The 11842-nt window shown below is 72.8% G+C and carries 9 protein-coding genes; 7 read left to right on the top strand and 2 right to left on the bottom strand.

Annotated elements, in window-relative coordinates; translation table 11 throughout:
* Positions 1–80: 80 nt before the first annotated feature.
* From ABZ192_RS15785 to sucD, 4 genes are all read left to right on the top strand, one after another.
* A complete protein-coding gene (locus ABZ192_RS15785) occupies positions 81–1244 on the top strand; it encodes a VWA domain-containing protein (RefSeq protein WP_356925080.1) in 1164 nt (387 codons plus the stop codon).
* A 203-nt stretch (positions 1245–1447) separates the two neighbouring features.
* On the top strand, positions 1448–2458 hold the full coding sequence (locus ABZ192_RS15780) for a hypothetical protein (protein ID WP_356925079.1): 1011 nt from the start codon (positions 1448–1450) through the stop codon (positions 2456–2458).
* A 480-nt stretch (positions 2459–2938) separates the two neighbouring features.
* Entirely contained in the window at positions 2939–4117 is a 1179-nt protein-coding gene (sucC, locus tag ABZ192_RS15775) for an ADP-forming succinate--CoA ligase subunit beta (protein WP_356925078.1), read from the top strand.
* A gap of 21 nt (positions 4118–4138) precedes the next feature.
* The gene (gene sucD / locus ABZ192_RS15770; RefSeq protein ID WP_010036416.1) at positions 4139–5023 is read left to right on the top strand and encodes a succinate--CoA ligase subunit alpha; all 885 of its coding nucleotides are present in this window, start codon (positions 4139–4141) and stop codon (positions 5021–5023) included.
* 95 nt (positions 5024–5118) lie between these two features.
* Here sucD and ABZ192_RS15765 read toward each other — a convergent pair whose 3' ends face one another.
* Positions 5119–6510, bottom strand: a complete 1392-nt coding sequence (locus ABZ192_RS15765) for a sigma factor-like helix-turn-helix DNA-binding protein (protein ID WP_356925077.1) — start codon at positions 6508–6510, stop codon at positions 5119–5121.
* 96 nt (positions 6511–6606) lie between these two features.
* Between ABZ192_RS15765 and ABZ192_RS15760 the strand changes: the two genes are divergently transcribed.
* A complete protein-coding gene (locus ABZ192_RS15760; protein ID WP_356925076.1) occupies positions 6607–8496 on the top strand; it encodes a DUF6350 family protein in 1890 nt (629 codons plus the stop codon).
* A gap of 16 nt (positions 8497–8512) precedes the next feature.
* On the opposite strand, the gene ABZ192_RS15755 is transcribed toward ABZ192_RS15760, so the two are convergent.
* The gene (locus ABZ192_RS15755; RefSeq protein ID WP_356925075.1) at positions 8513–9289 is read right to left on the bottom strand and encodes a hypothetical protein; all 777 of its coding nucleotides are present in this window, start codon (positions 9287–9289) and stop codon (positions 8513–8515) included.
* Positions 9290–9607: 318 nt separating this feature from the next.
* On the opposite strand from ABZ192_RS15755, the gene purN reads away from it, so the two are divergent.
* Positions 9608–10246 (top strand): phosphoribosylglycinamide formyltransferase, encoded by a 639-nt coding sequence (purN, locus tag ABZ192_RS15750; protein WP_356925074.1) that lies wholly within the window; start codon positions 9608–9610, stop codon positions 10244–10246.
* Entirely contained in the window at positions 10243–11808 is a 1566-nt protein-coding gene (purH, locus tag ABZ192_RS15745; RefSeq protein WP_356925073.1) for a bifunctional phosphoribosylaminoimidazolecarboxamide formyltransferase/IMP cyclohydrolase, read from the top strand. Before purN ends, purH begins: the two co-directional genes overlap by 4 nt.
* The last annotated feature ends 34 nt before the right edge of the window (positions 11809–11842 follow it).

The following is an 11842-nucleotide window of genomic DNA, read 5'->3' as shown; positions in this document are numbered from 1 at the left end:
GGGTCGCCGGCGGAAGGCCGGCCGGCGACGGCCGTGCCGGTGATCCCGCTGTGGGAACGGCCTCGCGAGGGAGGACGCGGATGACGGCCGAGGTGACGGACCCGGCGCAGGAGCGGTTGCGGCGGTGGCGGCTCGTGCTCGGCGGTGACGCGGCGGACGGCACCGGGTGCGAACTGTCCGGGCGGGACGCGGCGATGGACGGAGCGCTGGCCGCGCTCTACGGAAAGGGGGAGAAGCCGCAGGGGGGCCGGGACCGTTCGGCGGGGCTCGGGGCGTCGGCGCCGTCCGTGGCGCGCTGGCTCGGGGACATCCGGACGTACTTCCCGTCCTCCGTCGTACAGGTCATGCAGCGCGACGCCATCGACCGGCTCGGTCTCGCCACGCTCCTGCTGGAGCCGGAGATGCTGGAGGCGGTGGAGGCCGACGTACACCTCGTCGGCACGCTGCTGTCGCTCAACAAGGCCATGCCCGAGACGACGAAGGAGACGGCACGGGCCGTCGTGCGCAAGGTCGTCGAGGATCTGGAGAAGCGGCTCGCCACCCGCACCCGGGCCACCCTCACCGGCGCCCTCGACCGCAGCGCGCGGATCAACCGGCCCCGCCATCACGACATCGACTGGAACCGCACGATCGCGGCCAACCTCAAGCACTACCTGCCCGAGTACCGAACGATCGTGCCGGAGCGGCTCATCGGGTACGGGCGGGCGTCCCAGACCACGAAGAAGGAGGTCGTCCTCTGTATCGACCAGTCGGGATCCATGGCCGCATCGGTGGTGTACGCGTCGGTGTTCGGGGCGGTGCTCGCCTCGATGCGGACGATCTCCACGCGACTCGTCGTCTTCGACACGACGGTCGTCGACCTCACGGACCAGCTCGACGACCCCGTCGACGTCCTGTTCGGGACGCAGCTGGGCGGCGGCACGGACATCAACCGGGCACTGGCCTACTGCCAGTCGCAGATCACCCGTCCCGCGGAGACGGTGGTCGTGCTGATCAGCGACCTCTACGAGGGAGGCATCCGGGACGAGATGCTCAAGCGGGTCGCGGCGATGAAGGCCTCGGGGGTGCAGTTCGTGACGCTGCTGGCGCTCTCCGACGAGGGGGCACCGGCGTACGACCGGGAGCACGCGGCCGCGCTCGCCGCCCTGGGGGCACCGGCGTTCGCCTGCACACCCGATCTGTTTCCCGAGGTGATGGCGGCGGCGATCGAGAAGCGTCCGCTGCCGATACCCGACGCGGCGTGACGTGCGGAGGGCCGGGGTGGTCCGACTTCGGCCGGCAAACCGGATATGACTGCCCGTCAGTGGGCGAGGGTCTTGCGTCAACTCCGCACTCCCGTGCGAGGATCGGCGCCTGCTCGGCGGTGCGTCGCGCTGCGCTTGTTCCGTAGCACGGGAGGAAGCTCCCCCTGATCTGGTCAGCAGCCCTGCCCGGTGCCGCTGTGCGCGTGCTGCGCACAGCGGCCGGGTGGCGTGCGCTCCGCGCGGCGCTGCTGGTGGGCGGGGTGCTCGTCATCGGGCTGCTGTGGGGGGAGCGGGCGTATGCGGCGGACGGCGTGCGGGGGCTGACGGGCGCGGCCGTCACGGTCGGCCGGATCGACTCGCCGGGTCTCCCTTCCCTGTCCGGAACCGGTAGCCCTTCCCGGGCGGTGGCCGACGTGGCGGCCGTGGGGGAGCGGGTCGTGCGGGTGGTCGGTGATACGGGCGAGGCGGTGAGCCCGGGGTGGCGAGAGGCGCGGGCGAAGGAGCCGTCCTCGTCGGACTCGTCGTCCTCCTCCTCATCGTCTTCCTCGCCGCTGCCGCTGCCGCTGCCGCTACACCTGCCGCTGCCGTCTTCCTCGCCGTCGCCGTCGCCGGTGCCGGTGCCGTCGTTGCCGGCGCTGCCGTCGCTCAAGCTGTCCGTGCCGGCAGGGCTGCCCGCCCTGTCCGATCCGCCACCGGCACCCGCACTCCCGAGCGATTTCCTGCCCCCACCCTCCACTGGCGAAGTCACGCTCCCGGGAGCGCCTCCGGCCGACGCCCCCGCCTCCGTCGGACGGACCGGGGCGACGGACGTCGTCACCGCGACGGCGGACACCGTGGTGCGCGGCGCCGAGCGCCACGCCGCCGGACTCGCAGAGGACCCCAGCCACATCAGACGCACAGACCCGGGCGGCCCCAGACGCACAGACCCGGGCGGCCCCAGACGCGCAGACCCGGGCCATCCCAGACGCACAGACCACGCAGGCCCGTCCGACCGCCTCGGACACAGCCCGGGCGCGCACGTGCCGGCAGACCGGCCTGGCGGCACGCTCGGCGACTGGTACACGGCCCACGGCGGTACGTCCCGCCACGGCGACGCGTACACCGTCACCCCGAGCCCTATGGCCCCGCTGAGACTCCTGCCCGGTGTCGCGGCCCCCTCTCGCACGGTCGGCACCCGGGACAGTCACCGGGACATCCCCCTCTTCCCCGGCTAGCACTCCGCACCCCAGCACCCAGCACCCAGCACCCCACGGATCACATCACCCTCCCCCCTCCCCCTCCCCCCACCGACTCCACGAGGCATCCCCTCCGGGCGGTCGAAACCGTCGGTCGTCCGAGGCCGAGACCTCGTGGATGGGGCCGGTTGGTCCCCATTGGGGTGGGGACCAACCGCCCCGCACCCCGGAGAGCCGGGGTGTCAGACGGGCCTCACCGGGTCAACCCCAGCCCGGTGAGGCCCCTCACTCCCGGCACGCCGTGCCAGAGAGTGCGGCATCATGTGACAGGTATCACCGCTCAGGTGTGACCCTCGATTTAGAGGCCCCTCGCAAGCAGCGATAACCTGCGAGACGGACATGCCGCGCGCTCGGACACCGTGTGCGCCTCCCTTGTGACAGACAGCGGACGTCACGTTGCCCTCGCGGCACGCCCACGCAGACAACGAACCGCGAGATCACTGATAGGGACGGAAGCGCGTGGACCTGTTCGAGTACCAGGCGAGGGACCTCTTCGCCAAGCACGATGTACCGGTGCTGGCCGGTGAAGTCATCGACACGCCTGAGGCGGCCCGCGCAGCCACCGAGCGCCTCGGTGGCAAGTCCGTCGTCAAGGCCCAGGTGAAGGTCGGCGGCCGTGGCAAGGCCGGTGGCGTGAAGCTCGCCGCCAGCCCCGACGAGGCCGTCGAGCATGCGACCAACATCCTCGGCATGGACATCAAGGGCCACACGGTCCACAAGGTGATGATCGCCGAGACGGCCCCGGAGATCGTGGAGGAGTACTACGTCTCCTTCCTCCTGGACCGTGCCAACCGCACCTTCCTCTCCATCGCGTCCGTCGAGGGCGGCATGGAGATCGAGGAGGTGGCGGCCACCCGCCCCGAGGCCGTCGCCAAGACGCCGATCGACGCCAACGAGGGTGTCACCGAGGCGAAGGCCCGCGAGATCGTCGAGGCCGCGAAGTTCCCGGCCGAGGTCGCCGACAAGGTCGTGAACGTCCTCGTCAAGCTGTGGGACACCTTCATCAAGGAGGACGCCCTCCTGGTCGAGGTCAACCCGCTGGCCAAGGTGGCCTCCGGCGAGGTCATCGCCCTGGACGGCAAGGTCTCCCTGGACGAGAACGCCGAGTTCCGTCAGCCGGAGCACGAGGCCCTCCAGGACAAGGAGGCGGCCAACCCGCTCGAGGCCGCCGCCAAGGAGAAGAACCTCAACTACGTCAAGCTCGACGGCGAGGTCGGCATCATCGGCAACGGCGCGGGTCTCGTCATGAGCACCCTGGACGTCGTCGCGTACGCCGGTGAGGCGCACGGTGGCGTCAAGCCCGCCAACTTCCTCGACATCGGTGGCGGCGCCTCCGCCGCCGTCATGGCGAACGGCCTGGAGATCATCCTCGGCGACCCGGACGTCAAGTCCGTGTTCGTCAACGTCTTCGGTGGCATCACCGCCTGTGACGAGGTCGCCAACGGCATCGTGCAGGCGCTGCAGCTGCTCAAGGACAAGGGCGAGGAAGTCACCAAGCCCCTCGTCGTCCGTCTGGACGGCAACAACGCCGAGCTGGGTCGCAAGATCCTCTCCGACGCCAACCACCCGCTGGTCCAGCGCGTGGACACCATGGACGGCGCGGCCGACAAGGCCGCCGAGCTCGCGGCTGCGAAGTAAGGGACGAGGGACTAAACAGCCATGGCTATCTTCCTCAACAAGGACTCCAAGGTCATCGTCCAGGGCATGACCGGTGCCACGGGCATGAAGCACACCAAGCTCATGCTGGCCGACGGCACCAACATCGTCGGTGGCGTGAACCCGCGCAAGGCGGGCACCTCGGTCGACATCGACGGCAACGAGATCCCGGTCTTCGGCACGGTCGCCGAGGCGATCGAGAAGACGGGCGCGAACGTATCCGTCCTCTTCGTCCCGCCGGCCTTCGCCAAGGCCGCCGTCGTCGAGGCCATCGACGCCGAGATCCCGCTCGCGGTCGTCATCACCGAGGGCATCGCGGTCCACGACTCGGCCGCGTTCTACGCCTACGCCGTGTCCAAGGGCAACAAGACCCGGATCATCGGCCCGAACTGCCCCGGCCTCATCACGCCGGGCCAGTCCAACGCCGGCATCATCCCGGGTGACATCACCAAGCCGGGCCGCATCGGCCTGGTGTCGAAGTCCGGCACGCTGACGTACCAGATGATGTACGAGCTGCGGGACATCGGCTTCTCCTCCGCCGTCGGCATCGGTGGCGACCCGGTCATCGGGACGACCCACATCGACGCCCTCGCCGCGTTCGAGGCCGACCCCGACACCGACCTGATCGTCATGATCGGTGAGATCGGCGGCGACGCCGAGGAGCGGGCCGCGGCCTTCATCAAGGAGAACGTGAAGAAGCCGGTCGTCGGCTACGTCGCGGGCTTCACCGCGCCCGAGGGCAAGACCATGGGCCACGCCGGCGCCATCGTCTCCGGCTCCTCCGGCACGGCCGCCGCGAAGAAGGAGGCCCTCGAGGCCGCCGGCGTCAAGGTCGGCAAGACGCCGACCGAGACGGCGAAGCTGGCGCGCGCGATCCTCGCCGGCTGAGCAGCAGCCACAGCTCGTCAGTGGGCCCGTTCCCCGCAAGGGGGGCGGGCCCACCGCCTTTCCGGGAAACAAGCGTCCCTTTCGCGAAACAGGCGTCAGTGTGGCTGCGGCATCAGCCGGACCGGCCCCCGCTGCTCCTCCTTGCGCAGCTTCGCCCGCAGCTTCCGCTCCGACTCCGACAGCGGCCCGGGCGCGACCGGTGGCGGCACGCCCTGGACGGTCTCGCCCGGAGGCACCGGCGGCTCGTAGCGCGTGGGGGCCGTGCGGGCGGTGAGGGCCGTGGCTCCGATCAGGGCGATCGTGAAGGCGATGGCGGCCCGGGTCCACAAACGGGCCCGGCGTTCCCCGGCCCGGCGCACGACCAGTGGTTTGGCGGCCCGCAGCCGCTCGATGGAGGCCAGCTCGACCAGCCGCCAGTGGAGCACCTCCGGGTCCGCCAGCTCCGGCAGCCGCTCGGCGACCGCCTGCCGCGCGTGCGCCAGCCGGTTCGCGGCCGCGCGGCTGCTCGCCTCCGTCTCCGCCGCCGTCTCCGGCAGGCCGAGCCCGACACCGTCGTGCAGGAGCAGCGTGCGGCGGTACGAGGGCGGCAGCTTCAGCAGGGTGTCCAGTAGCGCGCGGTCGAACGGGTCGGAGGGCGGCGGCTCGGGGAACCGGTAGCGGGGGCGGAACCGGTGCCACGGGGAGAGGGCACAGTCGTAGGCCACCGCCCGCACCCAGCCCACCGGGTCGCGGTCGCGGGCCACCTCGGGCCAGCGCTGCCAGGCGATGTGAAAGGCCCGTTCGACCGACTCCCGCGCCAGCTCGCGGCGGCCGGTCAGCAGGTAGGTCTGCCGGACGAGCGCGGGCGCGCAGAACGCGTACAGCGCGTCGAAGGCCTGGTCCGGTGTCAGGGCGGCGGTCGCGTCGTCCGGCCGTCGCGAGACCGTTGCCCGGGCGGGGCCGGAGCGCCGGTCGGTACCGGTGGTGCGACTGCGATCGGCGACGGCGACGACGGCCTCGTCGGTCGTATGGCGGTGGTCCGCGACGGTGGTGTGGCGATGGTCGGCGGCGGGGCCGCGGCTCCGGACGCTGCCGGCGGTACGGCCGTGCTCGCCGGCCGAGGCGCGGCTGCGGTGGCCGACGGCGGTACGGTCCTGGTCCGCGGTGGAGGTGCGGCCCCGGTCCGTGGCGGACGGGCGGCCCCGGTTCCGGCCGGAGGCCCGGCCGCGGTCCCCGGCCGAGGGGCGGCGCCGATCGCTCACGTCTGTCGTGCCGAGCTCCTCATGAGGCGGTGTCAGGTCCGCCTCCGTGCCCAGTGAGTTCAGCAGCTTCGCGTACTTCTCCCCTTTCCGGCCGCGCGGCGTCGAGCGACCGGTCTCCCACCCGCGCACCGTCTCGCTGGTGACGCCCAGCCGGGAAGCCAGCTGAGCCCGCGTCAGCGAGGCGGCCTCGCGCAGGCGTCGGCGCTCCTTGGGCGGCGGGAGCGGGAGGGCAGGGCTCTGTGTCACCGGACGCCCCTCCGTACAGAAAAGTACATGAACGTATATTGGGCGACACATCGATGGTTCGCCTGTTACGACGGGAGAGCGGGTGTCGTTGGGAGCATGGCGGGCGTGATCGAGATGACCGCTCGCCGACGTCCGCCGTCGCCCCTGCTCCTCCGGATGCGCGACCGTTCGCCCGGACTGGGCGGTGCCCTCGTGGGTGGTGCGGTCGCGGCGGGCCTCGGGCTGGCGGCGTTCGCCGTGCCGGTGATGCTGTTGTGGATCACCTCGCCGTACCCCGACAGCGGACCGGGCGGCGCGCTGCACGTGGCGGCGGCGCTGTGGCTGCTGGCCCACGGAGCCGAACTGGTCCGCACCGACACGCTCGCCGGTGTTCCGGCTCCTGTGGGCGTCCCGCCGCTGCTGCTGCTCGTGCTGCCGGTGTGGCTGCTGCATCGGGCGGGGCGGGACGCCACGGACGGCGGGACGGGCGGCGAGGGCGACGGCATCGACGACGGCTTCGCCGAGGACATCGCGGCTGTCGAGGGCCTCGCGGTGGTCCCGGGGCTCTCGCGGGTCGCGGGCCTCTCGGCGGTCGCGGGGCCGCCGCTGGTCTCCGCCCGTACCGCCTGGACGGGTGTCGTCCTCGGCTACCTCGCTGTCACCGCGCCCGCGGCCCTGTACGCCGCGGGCGGTGTGCTGCGGCCGGCGTGGGTGTGGACGGGGGTGTGCCTGCCGCTGGTCGCCGTCCTGGCGGCCGGGGCGGGCGTGTGGTCGGCGTACGGCCGTCCGGCCGGGCCGCTGCGGCGGCTGCTGGGCGTGCTGCCTGCGGGGGTGCGGCCGCTGGTCCTGGGGCCGGACGGGCGCCCGGGTGCCGCTGCCCGGGCCGCGGCGGCCGGGGTGGCGGTCCTCCTCGGGGGCGGTGCGCTGCTGGTGGCGGTGTCGCTGGTGGGGCACGGGGCGGCGGCCCAGGCGGGGTTGCTGCGGCTGACGGAGGGGTGGTCGGGCCGGTTCGCGGTGCTCCTGCTCTGTGCGGCCCTGATGCCGAACGCGGCGGTGTGGGGCGCCGCCTACGCCCTCGGCCCCGGCTTCGCCCTCGGCGCCGGACAGGTCGTCAGCCCGCTGTCCTCCGCACCGGCCCCGTTCCTGCCGCCGTTCCCGCTGCTGGCGGCGGTGCCGGAGGCGGGGGAGGGGCGGCTGGTGCACTGGGCGGCGGCCGGGGCCGTGCCGATGGTCGCCGGGGTGGTCGCCGGCTGGACCGTGGCGCGGGCGGCGGTTTCCGGGGAGCACGGCGGGGCGCGGCCGGGCGGCGCGCCTGGTGGTGTCTGGTCGCCGGGGCGGACCGCCCGTGCCGCCGCCCTCGCGGCCGTGCTGAGCGCGGCCGTACTCGCGGGGCTCGCCGCGCTGGCGGGCGGCCCGCTGGGGGTCTCCGTCCTGGCCCGGTTCGGGCCGGTCTGGTGGCAGGTGGGTACGGCGACACTGGCGTGGCTGATGCTGGTGGCCGTCCCGACGGCGGTGACCGTACGGTCCTGGCACTGCCGGGCGCCCCAGGCGGACGGGTCGAGTATCGGTGAACAGCGGGAAGAACCGGCCGAGGGCAAGCCCCAACAGAAGGGCTCGCGCCTCGCCTGGGCTTGGTTCACCCGCACCGGAATCGCCGGGTTCGCCGGAGTCGCCGGGGGCAGGGGCGGCGACGGTGCCGCCGGACCCGCCGGTGGCACGGGAAGTGCGGGGGCCTCAGGAGCCGCCGGAGCCCCCCGGGCCGGTACCTCCCCGCCCGACGAGACCGCGCAGCCGCGGGCCTCATCCCCTGCACCGGAGGCCCCCTACGCCGCCTATGCCCTCTACGCGCCCTTCGGCGCCCCCGACGGCCCCAAGGACCCCGGCGACCCCCAAGCCCACAACGACCCAGCATTCGAGCCGTACGACTTCCTGCCGCCCGACCCAGCCCCCGAGCCCTACGACGTCCCGCCCCCGCCCGACCCCATCCCCGGGTCGGACACCCCCTGAAGCAGCAGGCCGTCCGTCAGCCGTCCGTGCCCAGGAAGCCCCGCAGCTCCTTCGGCAGAAGCTCCGTGCAGGACTGCTTCGCCTCGTTCGTGAGGGCGTCGTTCGTGCACGTGTAGTAGTCGCGGTAGACCATCTGGGCCGTGAACGACGCGGCGACCAGGGCGATGGCCAGGGACGCCGTGACCAGGCCGCTCACCGCGGCCGTCGTCTGGGGGCGGCCCGTCTGCTCGCGGGCCGGGGAGTCCGGGTCGGGCCTGCGGGGCTTGGCGCGCAGGGCGCTGATGCCCCAGTAGAGGGCGAGCGCGCCGAGCAGCAGCGCCACGTACGGCCAGCTGAAGAGGGCGAAGAAGAAGGCCCACATGCCGGAGAGCAGGGCGTAGCGCGCACGGCGCTGGGCGGGATCCGTCGGGTCCCAGCGCGGGTTCGCGCCGCCCTGGGGGCCGCCCGGGCCGTCGGGGCCGCCGCCGGGGCGCTCGCCGAAGCCGTCGGAGGAGCGGCCTGGCTGCCGGTCGCTCCACTGCCTGCCCCAGGGGGCGCGGTCGTTCTCGCCGCCGTCCCGGGAGTCCTCGCCCGAGGGGCGCCGCGGCTGCCAGGGCCGGTCCGGGGTGCCCTCGGGCGGCGGGGCGAAGGGGTTGTCCTCCTGGGGCCCGCGCCCTCGCTCGTCGCCGCGGTCGCCGTCCGACGGCGCGTCGGGTGGTGAGCTGGGGCGCTCCCGCAGCAGCACGCTGCCGCGCTCCCCTCCCTGCGCCGACAGGTGGGGGAACGTGAGGAGTCGCAGGCTGCGGTCCGGCATCAAGTGAGCGTCTTCCCGTTGATGAGTAGGAACGAGTTGCTGAGCAGGGAGGGGTGGACAGAACCGAACGGTGTCGGACCCGGGCCCGCCACCTGTTGAACGCATCGCGTCCGGACGGCGTTCCCGAACCGGCTCGGCCCAGACGCTACCTTCCGGCCGAGCCCCCGTCCCGTGGGGGCTGCCCGGTGTGCCGGTATCGTTGCTGACGGTCGGCCGGTTCGTAGGCTTCCCCGTATCCGGGGGCGCGAAGCATTCGTATGAATGTACAAACGCCGGGGCCGGCCGAGGACAGACGCTCCCTTCGAGAAAGGCCCCACCGTGGCCGCCAAGCCCGTGGCCCCGCGCGCCAAGCGCCTCGTCGTGCTGGTCTCCGGATCCGGCACCAACCTGCAGGCGCTGCTCGACGAGATCGATGCCGCCGGTGCGCAGGAGTACGGGGCCGAGATCGTGGCCGTCGGCGCCGACCGTGAGGGCATCGAGGGGCTGGCCCGCGCCGAGCGCGCCGGGCTGCCGACCTTCGTGTGCAAGGTCAGGGACTACGGCAGCCGCGAGGAGTGGGACGCCGCCCTCGCCGAGGCCGTCGCCGCCTACGAGCCCGACCTCGTGGTCTCCGCCGGTTTCATGAAGATCGTCGGCAAGGAGTTCCTCGCGCGGTTCGGCGGGCGGTTCGTCAACACGCACCCGGCCCTGCTGCCCAGTTTCCCGGGGGCCCACGGTGTGCGGGACGCGCTCGCGTACGGCGCCAAGGTCACCGGGTGCACCGTCCACTTCGTCGACGACGGCGTCGACACCGGACCGATCATCGCGCAGGGCGTGGTGGAGGTCCGGGACGAGGACGACGAAGGCGCTCTGCACGAGCGCATCAAGGAAGTCGAGCGAAGGCTGCTCGTCGAGGTCGTGGGGCGGCTCGCCCGCAACGGCTATCGCATTGAGGGACGAAAGGTAGTTATCCAGTGACCGCCGAGAGCAACAAGCGGCCCCTTCGCCGGGCGCTCGTCAGCGTCTACGACAAGACCGGGCTGGAGGAGCTCGCGCGCGGGCTCCACGAGGCCGGGGTCGAGCTCGTCTCCACCGGCTCCACCGCCGCGAAGATCGCCGCTGCCGGCGTCCCCGTCACCAAGGTCGAGGAGCTCACCGGCTTCCCCGAGTGCCTGGACGGCCGGGTGAAGACGCTGCACCCGCGCGTGCACGCCGGCATCCTCGCCGACCTGCGCCTGGACAGCCACCGCGAGCAGCTCGCCGAGCTGGAGGTCGAGCCGTTCGACCTCGTCGTCGTCAACCTCTACCCGTTCCGCGAGACCGTCGCCTCCGGTGCCTCGCCGGACGAGTGCGTCGAGCAGATCGACATCGGCGGTCCTTCGATGGTCCGCGCCGCCGCCAAGAACCACCCCTCGGTCGCGGTCGTCACCAGCCCGGCCCGTTACGCCGACGTGCTCCAGGCCGTCCAGAGCGGCGGCTTCGACCTCGCCACCCGCAAGCGGCTCGCCGCCGAGGCCTTCCAGCACACGGCCTCCTACGACGTCGCCGTCGCCTCCTGGTTCGCCTCCTCCTACGCGCCCGTCGACGAGTCACAGTTCCCCGACTTCCTCGGCGCCACCTGGGAGCGCGAGCACACCTTGCGCTACGGCGAGAACCCGCACCAGCCGGCTGCGCTCTACGTCTCCCCGGAGGGCGGCGGTCTCGCCCAGGCCGAGCAGCTGCACGGCAAGGAGATGTCGTACAACAACTACACGGACACGGACGCCGCCCGCCGTGCCGCGTACGACCACGCCGAGCCGTGCGTCGCGATCATCAAGCACGCCAACCCCTGCGGTATCGCGGTGGGCGCCGATGTCGCCGAGGCGCACCGCAAGGCGCACGCCTGCGACCCGCTGTCGGCGTTCGGCGGTGTGATCGCGGTCAACCGCCCGGTCAGCAAGGAGATGGCCGAGCAGGTCGCGGAGATCTTCACCGAGGTCATCGTCGCGCCGGGCTACGAGGACGGCGCCCTGGAGGCCCTCACCAAGAAGAAGAACATCCGCGTGCTGCGCTGCCCCGACGAGCCCTCCGCCTCGGTCGAGGTCAAGCCCATCGACGGCGGCGCGCTGCTCCAGGTGACCGACCGGCTCCAGGCCGACGGCGACGACCCGGCCAACTGGACGCTGGCGACCGGCGAGGCGCTGGACGCCGATGAGCTCCAGCAGCTCGCCTTCGCCTGGAAGGCCTGCCGCGCGGTGAAGTCCAACGCGATCCTGCTCGCCAAGGACGGTGCCTCGGTGGGCGTCGGCATGGGGCAGGTCAACCGGGTCGACTCCTGCAAGCTCGCGGTGGAGCGGGCCGGCGCCGAGCGGGCCCGGGGCGCGTACGTCGCGTCGGACGCGTTCTTCCCGTTCCCCGACAACATCGACGTCCTGGGCGCAGCCGGCGTCAAGGCCATCGTGCAGCCCGGCGGTTCCGTCCGTGACGAACTGGTCGTCGAGGCCGCGCAGAAGGCCGGCATCACGATGTACTTCACCGGGACGCGGCACTTCTTCCACTGACGGTGGCGAGCGGGTCGGTGATCAAAGCCGACCC

The sequence above is a fragment of the Streptomyces sp. NPDC006235 genome (assembly GCF_040613735.1).
GTDB lineage: Bacteria > Actinomycetota > Actinomycetes > Streptomycetales > Streptomycetaceae > Streptomyces.
Note: the sequence above shows the minus strand (reverse complement) of the source record. Positions and strands in the feature narration are given on the sequence as shown.

What these genes read in the sequence shown, in the direction of transcription:
- ABZ192_RS15785 (WP_356925080.1), top strand. Translation starts at nt 81, where the DNA reads ATGACGGCCGAGGTGACGGACCCGGCGCAGGAGCGGTTGCGGCGGTGG.
- sucD (WP_010036416.1), top strand. Translation starts at nt 4,139, where the DNA reads ATGGCTATCTTCCTCAACAAGGACTCCAAGGTCATCGTCCAGGGCATG.
- ABZ192_RS15760 (WP_356925076.1), top strand. Translation starts at nt 6,607, where the DNA reads ATGGCGGGCGTGATCGAGATGACCGCTCGCCGACGTCCGCCGTCGCCC.
- ABZ192_RS15755 (WP_356925075.1), bottom strand. Translation starts at nt 9,289, where the DNA reads ATGCCGGACCGCAGCCTGCGACTCCTCACGTTCCCCCACCTGTCGGCG.